Source organism: Pseudomonas sp. GW822-FHT03F08 (assembly GCF_058801265.1).
Genome location: NZ_JBXANC010000002.1, coordinates 84,878 through 100,517, shown reverse-complemented (window position 1 = coordinate 100,517; position 15,640 = coordinate 84,878). Strand labels below are relative to the sequence as shown.

The following is a 15,640-nucleotide window of genomic DNA, read 5'->3' as shown; positions in this document are numbered from 1 at the left end:
GAGACGTTCAGTCTGGAAGGTTTGAGCAGCGCTTGCGGTAGTCGGCCGGGGTCAGGTGATAGGCGCGGCGAAACCAGCGGCCCAGATGGCTTTGATCGGCAAACCCCAACGCGCTGGCGACGTTGGCGGGCGTTTCGCCTCGCGCCAGCATTTGTCGGGCCCGAGCCAGTCGTAGCTGGATCAAGTAGCCATGGGGCGCCAGACCGAAGGCCGACTTGAAAGCCCGGGTCAGACGAAAACGATCAACCCCACAGGCCCGGGCCAGATCATCGAGTCCGATATCTTCGAAAGCATGAGCATGCAGATAATCCCGCGCGACCTGAGCCACCCGCGGCAAGCGCGGATCGAACACCTGACGCTTGCGCCAGTCGAGGTGGGACGTCAAAGAACCCAGCAAGTGGTCGACAGCGCTTTGCCGGACGATGCGCAAGTCGCCGTGATGCAGGGCGTGAAAGGCCTGATTGATGGAAGTGGCCAGGCGCGGGTCCTGGCTCAGGGTGTCGGCGAACCCGAGCTGACTGTTGTCCGGCACGTGTTCGAACAGCGCAAGCAACTCGCGCTCCAGCCAGTGCGGATCGAAATAGAGCATGGAGTAAGTAAAACCCTCCTCGGTCGGCGCATGCCCATCGTGGATTTCCTCCGGCTCCAGCATGATCACCTTGCCCGGCGTACTGAAGTGCCGCACGCGCCGGCAATCGAACTGCTGAACCCCTTGCTCGGTCACGCCCACCAGGAAACTGTCATGCCAGTGCGGATCGTAGGCATGGCCCTGGAAATGGGCACGAATCGACTCGATCCCGGTGTCGGCATCCTGGGACAGGTCGATCCAGTTGCGTTTGTCCACGCAGGGCTCCAGAGAAATGGGTTCAACGGCTAAATTACCGCGCTTCACGCCAGCGCGTTTAGAAGATTTGTGCAGCAACCGGCGCATTGCAACGGGTTTGTATCTCAGTGTGTACGCACCCGTCCCGGATACACCCGCCTGCATCTGGCGCCCAAACCGGAAACAGCGCGGATACATCGCCGGGCTTTACTGGACTCCAGTTCAGAAGGGTTCACACCGAATCCGGCCCCCGTCGATTGCAAAGGAGTCTTCCCATGAAGCATGCACTGCACACCACCGCTACCGGCAACACCCGTCGTCGCCTGCTGGGCCTGTCGATTCTCGCCACCGCCCTGATGCAGTTCGGCGCGTTCGCCAACGCGCAATCGGCGGCGCCGGAACCGGTCAAGGCTGAAGCCGCCAGCGTGAAAGCCGACCTGCCTTTCGGCGCGCTGAAGCATGTGAAGGCTGGTGTGCTGGACGTGGCCTACGCCGAAACCGGCCCGGCCGATGGTCCGGTGGTGATTCTGCTGCACGGCTGGCCCTACGACATTCACAGCTACGATGAAGTCGCACCGATTCTGGCGGCCAAGGGTTATCGCGTGCTGATGCCGTACGCCCGGGGTTATGGCGATACGCACTTCCTTTCCGACAAGACTGTGCGCAACGGTCAGCCGGCGGCGCTCGCCAGTGACGTGATTGATTTCATGGACGCGCTGAAGATCAAAACTGCCGTGCTCGGCGGCTACGACTGGGGCGCACGTTCGGCGGATATCGTCTCGGCGCTGTGGCCGGAGCGAGTGAAAGCGCTGGTGTCGGTCAGCGGCTACCTGATCGGCAATCAGGCCGCCGGCAAGAACCCGCTGCCGCCCAAGGCCGAGCTGCAATGGTGGTATCAGTTCTACTTCGCCACCGACCGTGGTGCTGCCGGTTACGCCAAGAACACCCACGATTTCGCCAAGCTGATCTGGCAAACCGCCTCACCGAAATGGGCGCTGGACGATGCCACCTTCGACCGCAGTGCCAAGGCCCTGGAAAACCCGGATCACGTCGCCATCACCGTGTTCAACTACCGCTGGCGCCTGGGCCTGGTGCAGGGCGAAAGTCAGTACGAAGCGCTGGAGCAGAAACTCGCCACCGCGCCTTCGATCAGCGTGCCGACCATCACTCTGGAAGGCGATGCCAACGGCGCGCCGCACCCGGCGCCGGAGGACTACGCCAAACGCTTCACCGGCAAGTACGAGTTCCGTCTGATCAACGGCGGCATCGGCCACAACCTGCCGCAGGAAAGTCCGCAGACCTTCGCCAAAGCGATCATCGACGCCGATCACCTTTGAAGTAGCACGCCAAACGGCTCATCGATGTAAAGGAAAGATGTCAACCCATGGACATGCGTGAAACTTGCGCAGACCTTGGCATTCACGATGAATGAACCATGTCCATGGGCGCTTGCAGAAAACTGATCTCGGCCAGGCCGAGAAAATTTATGCTTACTCCGAAATCCATCAGAACTACAAATTTGACTCAAATTGAACAATCATGTTCAATTTGTGCTGTGCCGTATTCCTGCGTCTGGAGGCTCCCGTAGTGAAGCTTAATCCCGCACAGCAGCCCGTTAATGTACAAAAAAACCTGCAGCCAGCACGCCACGAGGCACCCACCGTGCGCGCCCATGCGCTGACTCATCTGATTTTCGAGCGGCCGGATCTGGAACGGACCGAGCGCTTTCTTCAGGACTTCGGACTGCTGACGGTTCTGCACAATGCGGATCTGCTGCTTTTGCGTGGTACCGGAACGGCACCCTATTGCTATCGCGTACATCGCGGCAAGAAGCCACGTTTTATTGGTTTCGGTCTGAGCGTCGATTCCCGTCCCGACCTGCAGCGTCTGAGCTTGTTACCGCAAGCATCATCCATCATGCCGTGCGATCACCCCGGCGGTGGCGAACAAGTCACCTTGCGCGATCCGTCCGGTTTTCTCGTCGAGGCCCTTCATGGTCAGTCAGTGGTTGGCTCCAGGCCCCATCGCTCGCCCTTGCCACTCAACCTTGGGGATAGCGTGGTGCGCATCAATGCAACCCAGCGTCCGCCGATTGCTCCACCGGAGATCATCCGCCTTGGCCATCTCGTGCTGGAAGTGGCGGACTTCCAGCGCACCTGCGCCTGGTACACACAACACTTCGGATTCATTCCCAGCGATGTGCAGTTGTTGCCTGACGGTTCGCCGGCGGTGGCCTTCCTGCGTCTGAATCTGGGCGACACGCCAGCCGACCATCACACGCTGGCCCTGGCCCAGGGATTCATGCCGGCCTACAGCCATAGCGCTTATGAGGTGGTCGATCTGGACGCCGTCGGCATGGGCCAGAAGGTTCTTCGGGATCGGGGTTGGCGCCATGCCTGGGGTATTGGCCGGCACATTCTTGGAAGCCAGATCTTCGATTACTGGCAGGACCCGTTCGGCGACAAGCACGAGCACTATTGTGATGGTGACCGATTCACTGCCGACCAGCCCACAGGTGTGCACAGTATCAGCGCAGCGGCGATGTCCCAGTGGGGCAAATCCATGCCCAGAAGTTTTACCAAACCGAAACTGACACCGGCGAATGTTCTTTCCTTGTTCCGCCATCTTCGCCGCAGTCCGGATCTGAGCGTGCGCAAGCTGATCACACTGGCACGCCTGTTCGCCTGATTTTGCAGCGTCGCAAACCACACGAGGTTGGCGCTGGCCCCCTCCTCACCCCCCAGGAGTCGTTGTCATGGCTGTGCAGGTTGTCCGTTTCGAATATCAGAACACCGTCCAATGGGGACGTATTCACAATCAGCGCATCACGCCCGTTTCTGGGCAATACGCGACAACCGGCGAGTTCATCCGGCAAGTCAGCATCGAGCAGTTGCGCGACCTAAAGAGCCCGACACTCGAACTCAATCAAGTGCGGCTGCTCTCCCCGGTCACCCGCAACCAGCAGTTTGTCTGTCAGGGTGCCAACTACCGTCAGCACATGATCGAGTCCGGGATGGATCCGGACGCCAAGTCGTACAATATGATGTTTACCAAGGCAGCCAGTTGCATTTGCCCGGCCGACAGCGACCTGATCAAGCCACGCCATGTCCGCTTTCTCGACTACGAGATTGAACTGGGCCTGGTCATGCGCAGCGACATCAACGGCCCGGTCCAGATTGACGACAGCAACCTGCACCAGTTCGTGGCCGGACTGGTCATCGTCAATGACTATTCGGCGAGGGACATCCAGATTCCGCAGATGCAGTTCTACAAAGGCAAAAGTTTCCGCACCTTCGGTCCGGTCGGACCTTATTTGTGTCTTTTGGAAGCCAACCAGATGCATTACCTCAAGGCCCTGCAGCTGCGCCTGACCGTCAACGACCAACTGCGCCAAGAGGACAATACCGCGAACATGGTTTACACCCCTGCGCAGACCCTGACAGAACTGTCTGCCGTGCAAGACCTCGCGGCCGGAGACCTGATTGCCACAGGCACTCCGGCCGGCTGTGCGCTGGCCATTCCATCACCCGCCACCCAGCGCATTGCCACCCTGCTGCCCGAGGCCCTCAAGTGGAAACTGTTTCTGAAGGCCCAGGCCAGCCGCGAGCGCTACCTCAAGCCGGGCGACAGGGTCGAGGCGAGAATCCGTAGCGCGGACGGCATTGTCGATCTGGGTGTCCAGCGCAATCTTGTCGTCGAGCAAGACTGATCAGAAGCTGTGATTCAACTGCAGCCCAAGTCCGTTGATCGTGTTCTGGTAGGTGGTGCTGTAACCCGGACGCAGCCCACCCTGGGACGTGTCCTGTGACACTTTTACCGGATCTTCGTGGATGTAGCCGTATCCCAGATCCAGAGAGGTCTGATCGGTCATCTGCCAGTTCAGGCCAACGGTGAAAATCTTCCGGTCTCCCGTTGGTGCACGGGTGGACGTGTACTGATTGGGCATCGGCGTCGGCTCATAGGCGATCCCGCCACGAACCTTCCATTGCTTGTTCAGGCGATAGGACATGCCGGTGGAGAACGACCAGGTATCACGCCACTTCAGGGTTTCGAGGATCGTATCGAAAGGGCCATAGGCCTGTGGCACACCGGAGTTCAGCACCCTCAATTCCTGCACGCGACTCCAGCGACTCCACAACGCACCGGCGGAGACATCCAGTCGATCATTGATGCGCCAGGTCGCCGAGGCATCGACCGTTTCCGGTGAAGTGAAATCCAGGCTCGCGTCATATTTGCCGTTGAGCCCCGGCAGCCCCAGCCCCGGGATCGGTGCCAGCAATCCATTGGCACCTGAGACCTTGGTCTTTCCGCTCAGCTTGTAATCGACTCTGGAGTGATAGGTTAGCCCCAGGGTCAGGTCGTCGAGCGGGTCGAACAGGATGCCCAGACTGAAGCCCATGGCTGTGTCGTCGCCGGTGACTTTGACAGTCCCGTCGCCCTGCCCGCCCACCGCGCTGTTGGCGATCTTGCTTTCGAGCAGCCCGTCGAGGCGGTTGATCGTCGGCCCAAAACCCACGGACAGTCGATCATTGATCCGGTAACTGACCGTCGGCTGCAAGGTGACGACCTTCACCTGAGTCTGCGAGCTGCGGTAGCGTCCCTGGAAGTTGCTTTCGTAGTCCGTGCTCCCGCCAAACGGGGCGTAAACCCCAAACCCAACGTGCCAGTCCTCGTTGAGTTGCAGCGTGTAGAAGCCCGATGGCACGACGATCGGATCAGGCACCATATCGCCGTGCGAAGTGCCCGACACCGTGGTATTGACGTTGCTGATGCGCGAACTGACATCAATGAAACTGAGACCGCCACTGACGTGTTCACCCGCCAGGCGGGACATGCCGGCGGGGTTGCCGTAAACGATCGAGGCGTCCTGCACATCAGAAGCCCGACCGGAATAAGCCTTGCCTCCCGAGCTGATGCTCTGTTCGTTGATTTGCAGGCCGTTGGCCAGGAGTTGAGTGGAGGTGAGGCAAAGCCCCAGCACACAAAGCTGATTTCTTATTGTCATGATCTGGCTCTTGTTATTTTTTTGGTGGGCGCGAACACCCAAGGCACGCGGATGGATCGTTGGATTCAATGATGAGATAGGTCGCCGGCCATCCATGGCGACGGGTTTGGTTCAGCGTTTGCGCATCCGCTCTGCCAGCGCACCGATCGGTCGGGTCATGCTGCGTCGCAAGCGTTGAGAGAAGGATTCGCCCTCATAGATCGGTGCCGGGGTGACCACTTCATTTGGCTGGCTGTACTGCGGAAAAAGACTGAGTGCATGGGCACGGTTGATGCCATGCATGATCGCCGGCGACCACATCTCCAGGCTTTCCAGCGTCCGGCACTGCAGCGCCGTGGCGGGAGCCGGGGCGAAGGGATAGTCACTGCCGAAAAGAATGTGTGACGGCTCCACCAGTTCCTTGAGCGCCGCCATGGAATAAGGTGACGGTGACAACGCCGTGTCGAAGTAAAAGCGACGGATGTAGGTCATGACGCCTTGCGGCGCGTGCTGCTGAAATTCCGGCAACATGTTGGCCAGCGAGACACGCCAGGCTACAAACGGCAGGAAGCCGCCGGAGTGGGACAGAATCCAGCGAATGCCGGGATAGCGCTCCATGGTCCCGCCAAGGATCAGATTGACCGCCGCGCGCGTGGTGTCGCAGAGAAACTCAATGAGAAATCCCGGGGTCTGCAGACCGATGCTTTCGCTGGTCTGGTGCATGTTGGGATGGATGAATACCACGGCTTTTCGGCGGTCGAGTTCGGCCATCAGTTCGTCGAAGCGCGGATCACCCAGAAACACCCCGTCGGTGCTGCCCAGCAAAACAATGCCCTCGGCCTTAAGCACGTCCAGCGCATGAACGGCTTCACGGCAGGCGGCCTCGGTGAACGGCATCGGCAGCACCGCGAAGTTGCCGAAGCGGCTCGGATAGCGTGTACGCATCTGCGCAGCGAACTCGTTGCAGCGTCGCGCCAGCTCGCTGGCTTGTTGGACCCCGTCACCGAAGTGGACGCCGGGCGCAGACAGCGAGGTAATTGCCCGTTCGATGCCGTTCGCATCCATCACCTCAATGGATTTTTCCGGGGTCCAGTCTGGCAGCGGCGCTCCCGCAACGGAGTGCAGCCCTCTGGCATTCATCGCATCGACGAATGCAGGTGGAATGATGTGATGGTGGACATCGATACGGCCTTGCTTGATTGACATGCTGACTCTCTTGTTTGGGCTTCGACCGAGCGCCTGCGGCCACTGGGTAAAGAACCGTGCTCGGTGGCCGCACAGCTCTTGAGATCAATATTGAACATTTGTGTTCAATTATGTCAATGATCGGCAAACGCTGATTTGCTTTATTTTGAACGCGCTTGTTCAATGTCCTGAATCTCTCCGTTGGAGCTCATTGCTTTGAAACTCAGTCCCGTGCAGAAGCGCATCCATGAAGCTGCGATCCGGCTGTTTGTCGAGAAACGTGTCGAAGAGGTCAATGTCAGCGAACTGGCACAGATCGCCGGGGTAGCGCGCGGCACGATCTACAACAACCTCAACTCGGTGGAGACGCTGTTCGAAGATGTCGCCAGCCAGCTCAGTGCCGAAATGAACGACAGGGCCGCGCGCAGTACAGATCCCCATGCGTCCCCTGCCGTCCGCTTGGCCACCGGTATCCGCCTGTATATCCGCCGCGCCCATGAAGAGCCGCACTGGGGGGCATTCATCGTGCGCTACGGGGCCAGCAATGAGACGCTGCAACAGATGTGGGGCGGTCCACCTATGCACGATGTGCTCAGCGGCCTGACCAGTGAGCAATACAGCTTTAGACAGGAGCAACTGCCTTCGGTGATGGCGATGATCGGAGGTGGCGTACTGGGGGCCACGATGCTGGTACTTCAAGGTCACAAGACCTGGCGCGACGCGGGTTCCGATATGGCCGAATTCATTCTCAGGGCTCTCGGCGTGCCAGCGGATGAAGCGCGCGGCATCGCTACACACGATCTGCCCCTTCTCGCAGCCTGAAGTCCTACGCTGATTTTCTTGAGCCAGATCCCTTGGGGAATCTGGCTTTTTTATTGCCCGAAAAAAGATAATTGAACACCGTTGTTCAATTCTAATCTTGAGTGTTAGAGTCTGTCGCAAGCACTGACCCACCGCCCGGGTCGAAGTGCCTTACGCCAGGAACTGACAATGAACAATAAAGAACCTCTTCCTGCCCTGACCTCGCGAACGGTACAAGTGGGTCGTCGGCAGATTTTCATCAGCGAAACGGGCGTCGGCCATCCCCTGCTGATGCTTCACGGTGGCGGAGCGGGAGCCTCGGGGCTCTCAAACTACTCGCGCAATATCGAATCGCTTGCCCGGCAGTTCCGCGTCATTGTGGTCGACATGCCCGGTTACGGCCGATCCACCAAAGGTGTGGATCGCAAGGACCCCTTCGGCGATCTGGCGGGCGCGATGCTCGGCCTGCTCGACACCCTGAACATCAGCAGCGCTCACGTGGTGGGCAACTCTTTGGGTGGTGCCTGTGCCTTGCGCATGGCGCTGGATGCACCCGGCCGGGTGTCGGCTCTGGTGCTGATGGGCCCCGGTGGCGTCAATACCACTCGCAGCCTGCCGACACCCGGTCTCAAGCTGTTGCTCGACTACTACAACGGTGAAGGCCCGACGCTGGCCAAGATCACGCGTTTTATCCGCGACTACCTGGTGTATGACGGCAGCCAGGTCAGTGACGAAATGATCCGCGAACGTTTCGAGGCGAGTATCGACCCGCAGGTCATTGCGGCCCCTCCCCTGCGCCGGCCAACCGGTATTCCCCGCTTCTCGCGCTGGGACTTCACCCGCGATTCACGCCTCAAGCATTGCCAGGTTCCGACCCTGGTGCTTTGGGGCGCGCAAGACAAGGTCAACCGTCCCAGCGGTGGCGAGGCGCTACGCAGTCGCATGCCAGATTGCAACCTCTACCTGTTCAGCCGGACCGGTCATTGGGTGCAGTGGGAACGTGCGGACGAATTCAACTCCGTGACCCTGGCGTTCCTCGCCAGTCGCACAGCGCGCTGAGTTGTCGTCATGAACAATCAAGCAACGATCAGTCGAACAACGCCGGACATCTTCGGCGCCAGCAGCATGGGCTATGCGTTGATCGAGTCTCGCCACCTGGCGCGTTGGCGTGAGCTGCTCCAGCACGGCATCGGTCTGCACTTGGCCAGTTCGGACGAGCAAACCCTGGCTTTCCGTATGGATCAGCACCAGCGGCGGATCATTATCCAGCGCGGTCCGCAGGAAGATTTTCTTGCCGTCGGCTGGCAATTACGCGACCAGGCCACCCTCGATGAAGTCCTCAAGCGCCTGCAACGCCTCGGTATCGAAGCGCAACCCAGCCAGCCGGAAGAAGCCGCACAACGCGGCGTGAAAAGGTTCTGGCGGGTGCTCGGCCCCAAACGCATGGCCGTCGAGCTGTTCTGGGAGCCGCTGCTGACCGACAAGCCACTGAACATGCTCAGTGCAGGTTTTATCACCGGGTCCGCCGGGATGGGCCACCTGGCGATCACCTCGCGCAAACCGCAGCAGATGCAGCGTTTCTGGCAGGAAATATTTGATGCACGAGCCAGCGACCACATCGCCGAGCGGATTGCCGGAGTGACCCTGGACATTGATTTCTTCCGGGTCAACGAACGTCACCACTCGATTGCCATCGCCCGTTTGCGTGGCCTGCCGATGGATCCGATTCGTACCCGTGTGCAACACATGAACCTGCTGACCACCTCGGTCAGCGAACTGACCAACGCCTATTTGCGCTGCCGCACGCTCGGTTTCGAAATGGCCCACGAAATCGGTGAGCACCCCAACGACCGTGAGCAATCGTTCTACGTGATGAGCCCCAGCGGTTTCGAGCTGGAACTGGGTTGCAACGCCAGGGTGGTCGATGAGGCGCAGTGGCGCACAACCTCCTATCAAGGCATCAGCCTTTGGGGGCATCGCCCGGAGAAAAGCGGTGCCTGGCACACGTTGACCACCAACCTGGCCAACTTCGCCCGCGGCACACGTTCATTGCTCAAGCCCGAATATTCACCGCTGTAAGAGAGATATCGTCATGAATAACAAAAACGAGTCTGTAACGAGCGTCGATGTGATTATTTCCGGGCTTGGCCCGACGGGCGCCACGCTCGCGCATCTGCTCGGCAAGCGTGGTTTGTCGGTGCTGGTACTGGAACGCGAGCCCATGTTTTATGGCAACGCCCGGGCGGTCTATACGGACGACGAATGCATGCGCGTCATGCAGGCGGCCGGCGTTGCCTCCGAGCTTTCAGCCAACATGCAAGTCGATACGCCCGCTCAGTGGGTGCTGGCCAATGGCAAGATCCTCGGCCAGTACTGGCGCCTCGATCGCCCCTACGGCTGGCCGATCATCAACTTCCTTTACCAGCCCTGGCTGGAAACCACGCTGAGCGATCTGCTCGAGCGCTATCCCAATGTGCGGGTTGCCCGTGGTCGTGAACTCACGCAGTTCACCCAGGATGAACATGGGGTGACCGTGACCCATCAGGCCACCAGCACCTTCCGTTTCAGTGATGCGACGGATGCCCGTCAGGCCTGCGAAATCGATCCGGATCCGCAAACCATTCGCGGGCGCTATCTGGTGGGGGCTGACGGCGGCCGCAGTACGGTCCGTGAGGCCTTGGGCATCGGCATGAGCGGCAAGAACTTTCCCGAACCCTGGCTTGTGGTCGACCTGGAAATGAAGGAAGGCGAGGATGCCTTGCGTCATCTGCCCTACTTCAGCTTCATCTGCGACCCTGATTGCCCGACGGTCTGCTGTCCTCAGCCCGGTCGTTTCCATCGCTTCGAATTCATGCTGATGCCCGGCCAGACTCGCGAACAGATGGAAGACCCGACCGTGGTGCGTAACCTGATCAGCCGTTACGTCGATCCGGACAAGTTCGAAGTCAAACGCAAGCTGGTCTACACCTTCAACGCGCTGGTGGCGAAGGATTGGCGCAAGGGCCGGGTTTTGATTGCCGGCGATGCTGCCCACATGACGCCGCAGTTCATGGGCCAGGGCATGAGTTCCGGCGTGCGTGACGCCTACAACCTCGCCTGGAAAATCGACGCCGTGATCAAGGGGCAAGCCGGTGAGCGGCTGCTCGACACCTATGGCAGCGAACGCTTCCACCATGCCAAGGCGATGATTGATATTTCGGTGCAGATGAAGGACTTCGTCTCGATGTCCAGCCCGGTTTCCAGCCTGATGCGCAACCTGCTGGTCAAGACCGTCCTGGCGACGCCATTTCTCGGCCGCTATGTTCGCGAAGGCCGTTTCAAACCGGCCCCGACCTATGCCCCTGACAGCTATCTGGGCATGCCTCGCCGCCATCGGCGTTCGCCGGAAGGCCGGATGATTCCGCAACCCGAAGTCCGCACCTTCAAAGGCCAGCGCGTATTACTCGATGACCTGCTGGGCGACGGTTTTGCCTTGATCGGTCTTGAGGTCGATCCACGCGTCCACCTGAGTCAGGCGTCCCGGAAACTGCTGGATATCCAGCACACACGCTTCGCCACCCTCTTCCCGTTCGGCACCCGTCCACAGGGCGCCGGTACCGATCGTTCCAATACCCAAGAGTTGGTCGAACTGGAGGATGTGCAGGGTGAGATGGTCGCGTGGTTCAAACGCTCGGGGTTCTCCAGCGGAGCCATCGCCGTGGTGCGCCCGGACAAATTCACCTTCGCCATGGTCGAGGCTGCGGATCTGGATCGGGCCATCAACGAACTCAAGTTCCAGCTGCAATGGAGCCCCGGCGCTGAAGTCGTCGCAGACGAGCCTCGGCTGCTGAGGAAAATTGCATGAGCCAGTTCCCTTTGCAGCCTCTGCAAGACGCCGCCGCTGCCTTGGCCAGAGCACGGGAGCAACGCGAGCCCTGTGCACGGATCTCGTCCACTTTCGGTATCGATTCGTTGACCGGCGCCTATGCCGTACAGGAGATCAACACCCAACGGGCCCTGGCCCAGGGGCGGCGTCTGGTCGGCCGTAAAATCGGACTGACCTCGGCTGCCGTGCAACAGCAACTGGGCGTCGATCAACCGGATTTCGGCATGCTGTTCGCCGATATGGAAATCGCCGATGGCGGTGAGATCCAGATCAGTCAGTTGATCCAGCCCAAGGCCGAAGGCGAGATTGCGTTCGTTCTGGGCCGCGATCTTCCATATGAAGATACGACCCTCGCGGAACTGCTGCGGGCGGTCGAGTACGTGGTGCCTGCGCTGGAAATCGTCGACTCGGCCATCGAGAACTGGAACATATCGCTGGTGGACACGGTGGCGGACAACGCTTCATCAGGGTTGTATGTGCTGGGTAAACAGCCGACTCCACTCGCCTCGCTGGACCTTCGGCTGGAAGGCATGCTGCTGGAAAAAAATGCCGCCACGGCTTCGATCGGTGTCGGTGCCGCATGCCTCGGCAATCCGGTGGACGCCTGCCTGTGGCTGGCTCGCACCATGGCCCGGATGGGCCGTCCCTTGCAGGCCGGTGAGGTGCTGCTTTCCGGCGCCCTGGGGCCGATGACGCCTGTCGTGGCCGGGGACAGCCTGCACTTGCACCTGACCCGACTTGGCCAGATCCGTTGCCGCTTCATCTGACCTGCCCGTCCTTCTGCGCCAGGCTGTCGTGGCCTGGCCAATTTGAGAGATTGCTCCCATGAGTCAAACCAAACTCAAGGTCGCCATCATCGGCTCCGGCAACATCGGTACCGACCTGATGATCAAGATTCTGCGCAACGCCAGACACCTGGAAATGGCGGTGATGGTCGGGATCGACCCTGCATCCGACGGCCTCGCCCGCGCCGAACGCATGGGCGTCGCGACCACCCACGAGGGGGTTGAAGGCCTGGCCCGCATGGACGCGTTCAAGGACATCGATTTCGTCTTCGACGCCACCTCGGCTAGCGCCCATATCGAGAACGAAAAACGCCTGCGCTCGATCAAGCCGGGTATCCGCCTGATCGACCTCACTCCGGCGGCTATCGGCCCTTACTGCATTCCAGTGGTCAACCTGGAGCAAAACCTGGATCGACTCAACGTCAACATGGTCACCTGTGGTGGTCAGGCGACCATTCCAGTGGTCGCCGCCGTATCCCGTGTTGCCCGGGTTCACTACGCCGAAATCGTCGCCTCGATCGCCAGCAAGTCTGCCGGCCCCGGCACCCGCGCCAACATCGACGAGTTCACGGAAACCACCTCCAGGGCCATCGAAATGGTGGGTGGGGCTTCCAAAGGCAAGGCGATGATCATCATGAACCCCGCCGAACCGCCACTGATGATGCGTGACACGGTATTCGTGCTGTCCGAAACCGCCGATCAGGCGCAGATCGAGGCTTCCGTCGAGGAGATGGTGGCGGCAGTCCAGGCCTATGTGCCGGGCTATCGCCTGAAACAGAAGGTTCAGTTTGACGTCATTGCCGAATCGACACCTCTGAACATTCCGGGACTGGGGCGCTTCAGCGGCCTCAAAATCTCGGTATTCCTTGAGGTCGAAGGCGCCGCCCATTACCTGCCTGCGTACGCCGGCAATCTCGATATCATGACCTCCGCTGCCTTGGCCACCGCCGAGCGCATGGCGCAGTCGATGCTCAACGCCTGAGGGGCCCGACATGACATTCAATCCCGGCAAGAAAATCTATATCTCCGACGTCACCCTGCGCGACGGCAGCCATGCCATCCGCCATCAGTACTCTCTTCAGAATGTGCAGGACATTGCGCGCGCACTGGACAAGGCCAGGGTCGATTCGATCGAAATCGCTCACGGCGACGGCCTGCAGGGTTCGAGCTTCAACTATGGTTTCGCTGCCCATACCGATCTGGAATGGATCGAAGCGGCGGCCGATGTCCTCGAGCACGCCAAAATCACCACCCTGCTGCTGCCGGGGATCGGCACGGTGCACGACCTCAAGGCCGCCTATGACGCCGGTGCACGGGTGGTGCGCATCGCCACGCACTGTACGGAAGCCGACGTTTCGAAACAGCACATTGAATATGCTCGCGAGCTGGGCATGGACACCGTCGGTTTCCTGATGATGAGCCACATGATCGCCCCTGAGCACCTGGCGGCCCAGGCCCGGCTGATGGAAAGCTATGGCGCCACCTGCGTGTACATGGCCGACTCCGGTGGCGCGATGAACATGCAGGATGTTCGCGAGCGCTTCCGGGCTTTCAAAGCCGTTCTGAAACCGGAAACCGAAACCGGCATGCACGCCCACCACAACCTGTCGCTGGGCGTCGCCAACTCGATAACCGCCGTCGAGGAAGGCTGCGACCGGATCGATGCAAGTCTGGCCGGAATGGGGGCTGGTGCCGGCAACGCGCCGCTGGAGGTTTTTATTGCCGCCGCCGAACGTCTCGGCTGGAACCACGGCACCGACCTCTACACGCTGCTCGACGCCGCCGACGACATCGTCCGCCCGCTGCAGGACCGGCCGGTGCGGGTCGACCGTGAAACGTTGGCACTGGGTTATGCCGGCGTCTATTCAAGCTTCTTGCGGCATGCCGAAATTGCCGCCGCCAAATATGGTCTCAAGACCCTCGACATTCTTGTCGAGCTGGGCAAGCGGCGCATGGTCGGCGGTCAGGAAGACATGATCGTCGACGTCGCGCTGGATCTGCTCAAGCGTTGAACCGTGCAACGTTGCCGGCTTATCGCCCATGCCGCGGTGGGCCGGTCTCGGAACTGTATCCGGTGGAGCTCCGGCAGCGTGTCAGCGCTGCGACTTCGGGTGTCCACGATATGCACCTTGTTCTTATCATTTGACGAGCCGTTTTTCCTTGGACGGCCGATAACCGAAATAGGCGCTGTAGCACTTGCTGAAATGACTCGGCGAGACGAACCCGCAAGCCACCAGCACATCCACCTGAGACAGCTCGGTGTGCTGCAGCAGACGCCGGGCCTCGGTGATGCGCAGTTCCATGTAATAACGCTGCGGCGTGGTGCCCAGTTGTTCCTTGAACAGCCGCTCCAGCTGACGCCGGGAACGCCCGGCATACACCGCCAGTTGTTCCAGCTCCAGCGGTTCTTCCAGGTTGGCATCCATCAGCTTCACCACTTCGCGCAACGGCGCGCTGACGCTGATGTTTTCGGTGGGTTTGATCCGCCGGTAGCGCGATTCCTCGAACGCCAGAATGTCTTCGATCCCTTCGACCAACGCTTTGTCGTGCAGGCCCTTGATCCAGTCCAGCGCCATGTGAAAAGCCCCGGACGGGCTCGACGCCGTCAACCGGTCGCGGTCGATCACGTAGGGCTCGCTGCTGACTTGGGTGGCCTTGGAGATTTCTGCCAGCGCCGGCCGATGTTCCGGGTGGATCGCACAGCGATACCCTTCCAGCACCCCTGCCCGGCCCAGAAACCATGAACCATTCCACAACCCGGCGAGCAACACGCCAGCCTCGGCCGCCATTTTCAGCAGGCCGACGAACTCATCACTGGCCTTCAATTCCGTACGGTAGCCGCCGCAGATCACCAGCAGATCCAATTCTTGTATCGCGCCCGCCTCCAGTCGCGCATCCGGGCGAATGACCAGGCCCAGATCGCTGATCACCTCGCCATCGCTCAGGCCGAAGGTGCGTGTGGAGAACAGACCGGGGCGCAGCAGATTCGAGGTAATGATGGTGTCCAGCGCCTGGGTAAACGCTGGCAGGGAAAAATGCTCCAGCAGCACAAACCCGGTGCGGGTCATGCGTCCCGGCCCGCTGGCGGGCTCGTTCAGGTAGCGAAGGTTCTTGCCCTTCATGCCACCGCTGAATTGGCGTCGTTCGATCAAGGTGTGGTCCATCGGTTTCATTGTTGTAGCGCCATGCTAACCGCC

The 15,640-nt window shown here is 60.3% G+C and carries 14 protein-coding genes; 10 read left to right on the top strand and 4 right to left on the bottom strand.

Annotation, left to right across the window (positions count from 1 at the left end; translation table 11 throughout):
- Positions 1–7: 7 nt before the first annotated feature.
- A complete protein-coding gene (locus AC1RME_RS04235) occupies positions 8–844 on the bottom strand; it encodes an AraC family transcriptional regulator (protein WP_096821696.1) in 837 nt (278 codons plus the stop codon).
- 254 nt (positions 845–1,098) lie between these two features.
- On the opposite strand from AC1RME_RS04235, the gene AC1RME_RS04230 reads away from it, so the two are divergent.
- The 3 genes from AC1RME_RS04230 to AC1RME_RS04220 all read left to right on the top strand — a co-directional run bounded on the left by AC1RME_RS04230 (position 1,099) and on the right by AC1RME_RS04220 (position 4,532).
- Positions 1,099–2,160, top strand: coding sequence for an alpha/beta fold hydrolase (locus AC1RME_RS04230; protein WP_493090568.1), 1,062 nt, complete (start codon positions 1,099–1,101; stop codon positions 2,158–2,160).
- A 202-nt stretch (positions 2,161–2,362) separates the two neighbouring features.
- Positions 2,363–3,511 (top strand): VOC family protein, encoded by a 1,149-nt coding sequence (locus AC1RME_RS04225; RefSeq protein ID WP_096821694.1) that lies wholly within the window; start codon positions 2,363–2,365, stop codon positions 3,509–3,511.
- A gap of 67 nt (positions 3,512–3,578) precedes the next feature.
- Complete coding sequence (locus tag AC1RME_RS04220; protein WP_096821693.1) at positions 3,579–4,532, top strand: fumarylacetoacetate hydrolase family protein; 954 nt, start codon at positions 3,579–3,581, stop codon at positions 4,530–4,532.
- On the opposite strand, the gene AC1RME_RS04215 is transcribed toward AC1RME_RS04220, so the two are convergent.
- Both AC1RME_RS04215 and AC1RME_RS04210 read right to left on the bottom strand, forming a co-directional pair.
- Positions 4,533–5,828 (bottom strand): OmpP1/FadL family transporter, encoded by a 1,296-nt coding sequence (locus AC1RME_RS04215; protein ID WP_096821692.1) that lies wholly within the window; start codon positions 5,826–5,828, stop codon positions 4,533–4,535. It lies immediately after the preceding gene.
- A 111-nt stretch (positions 5,829–5,939) separates the two neighbouring features.
- Positions 5,940–7,013 carry an amidohydrolase family protein gene (locus AC1RME_RS04210; protein ID WP_096821691.1) on the bottom strand — a complete coding sequence of 358 codons (1,074 nt, stop codon included), beginning with the start codon at positions 7,011–7,013 and terminating at the stop codon, positions 5,940–5,942.
- 195 nt (positions 7,014–7,208) lie between these two features.
- Between AC1RME_RS04210 and AC1RME_RS04205 the strand changes: the two genes are divergently transcribed.
- From AC1RME_RS04205 to dmpG, 7 genes are all read left to right on the top strand, one after another.
- Positions 7,209–7,814, top strand: coding sequence for a TetR/AcrR family transcriptional regulator (locus tag AC1RME_RS04205; protein ID WP_096821825.1), 606 nt, complete (start codon positions 7,209–7,211; stop codon positions 7,812–7,814).
- Positions 7,815–7,982: 168 nt separating this feature from the next.
- Positions 7,983–8,852: an alpha/beta fold hydrolase gene (locus tag AC1RME_RS04200; protein WP_096821690.1), complete on the top strand. Its 870-nt coding sequence runs from the start codon at positions 7,983–7,985 to the stop codon at positions 8,850–8,852.
- Between the two features lie 9 nt (positions 8,853–8,861).
- Entirely contained in the window at positions 8,862–9,872 is a 1,011-nt protein-coding gene (locus AC1RME_RS04195) for a VOC family protein (RefSeq protein ID WP_096821689.1), read from the top strand.
- A gap of 13 nt (positions 9,873–9,885) precedes the next feature.
- On the top strand, positions 9,886–11,637 hold the full coding sequence (gene mhpA, locus AC1RME_RS04190; protein WP_096821688.1) for a bifunctional 3-(3-hydroxy-phenyl)propionate/3-hydroxycinnamic acid hydroxylase MhpA: 1,752 nt from the start codon (positions 9,886–9,888) through the stop codon (positions 11,635–11,637).
- Positions 11,634–12,425: a 2-keto-4-pentenoate hydratase gene (locus AC1RME_RS04185; RefSeq protein WP_096821687.1), complete on the top strand. Its 792-nt coding sequence runs from the start codon at positions 11,634–11,636 to the stop codon at positions 12,423–12,425. The genes mhpA and AC1RME_RS04185 overlap by 4 nt, the downstream gene beginning before the upstream one ends.
- 58 nt (positions 12,426–12,483) lie before the next feature.
- The gene (locus tag AC1RME_RS04180; RefSeq protein ID WP_096821686.1) at positions 12,484–13,425 is read left to right on the top strand and encodes an acetaldehyde dehydrogenase (acetylating); all 942 of its coding nucleotides are present in this window, start codon (positions 12,484–12,486) and stop codon (positions 13,423–13,425) included.
- A gap of 10 nt (positions 13,426–13,435) precedes the next feature.
- Entirely contained in the window at positions 13,436–14,455 is a 1,020-nt protein-coding gene (gene dmpG / locus AC1RME_RS04175) for a 4-hydroxy-2-oxovalerate aldolase (protein WP_096821685.1), read from the top strand.
- A 126-nt stretch (positions 14,456–14,581) separates the two neighbouring features.
- Here the strand turns inward: dmpG and AC1RME_RS04170 are convergent, their stop codons facing one another.
- Positions 14,582–15,607, bottom strand: a complete 1,026-nt coding sequence (locus AC1RME_RS04170) for a GlxA family transcriptional regulator (RefSeq protein WP_493090843.1) — start codon at positions 15,605–15,607, stop codon at positions 14,582–14,584.
- Between the last annotated feature and the right edge of the window lie 33 nt (positions 15,608–15,640).

What these genes read in the sequence shown, in the direction of transcription:
- AC1RME_RS04230 (WP_493090568.1), top strand. Translation starts at nt 1,099, where the DNA reads ATGAAGCATGCACTGCACACCACCGCTACCGGCAACACCCGTCGTCGC.
- AC1RME_RS04225 (WP_096821694.1), top strand. Translation starts at nt 2,363, where the DNA reads ATGTTCAATTTGTGCTGTGCCGTATTCCTGCGTCTGGAGGCTCCCGTA.
- AC1RME_RS04220 (WP_096821693.1), top strand. Translation starts at nt 3,579, where the DNA reads ATGGCTGTGCAGGTTGTCCGTTTCGAATATCAGAACACCGTCCAATGG.
- AC1RME_RS04215 (WP_096821692.1), bottom strand. Translation starts at nt 5,828, where the DNA reads ATGACAATAAGAAATCAGCTTTGTGTGCTGGGGCTTTGCCTCACCTCC.
- AC1RME_RS04210 (WP_096821691.1), bottom strand. Translation starts at nt 7,013, where the DNA reads ATGTCAATCAAGCAAGGCCGTATCGATGTCCACCATCACATCATTCCA.
- AC1RME_RS04200 (WP_096821690.1), top strand. Translation starts at nt 7,983, where the DNA reads ATGAACAATAAAGAACCTCTTCCTGCCCTGACCTCGCGAACGGTACAA.
- AC1RME_RS04195 (WP_096821689.1), top strand. Translation starts at nt 8,862, where the DNA reads ATGAACAATCAAGCAACGATCAGTCGAACAACGCCGGACATCTTCGGC.
- mhpA (WP_096821688.1), top strand. Translation starts at nt 9,886, where the DNA reads ATGAATAACAAAAACGAGTCTGTAACGAGCGTCGATGTGATTATTTCC.
- AC1RME_RS04185 (WP_096821687.1), top strand. Translation starts at nt 11,634, where the DNA reads ATGAGCCAGTTCCCTTTGCAGCCTCTGCAAGACGCCGCCGCTGCCTTG.
- AC1RME_RS04180 (WP_096821686.1), top strand. Translation starts at nt 12,484, where the DNA reads ATGAGTCAAACCAAACTCAAGGTCGCCATCATCGGCTCCGGCAACATC.
- dmpG (WP_096821685.1), top strand. Translation starts at nt 13,436, where the DNA reads ATGACATTCAATCCCGGCAAGAAAATCTATATCTCCGACGTCACCCTG.
- AC1RME_RS04170 (WP_493090843.1), bottom strand. Translation starts at nt 15,607, where the DNA reads ATGGACCACACCTTGATCGAACGACGCCAATTCAGCGGTGGCATGAAG.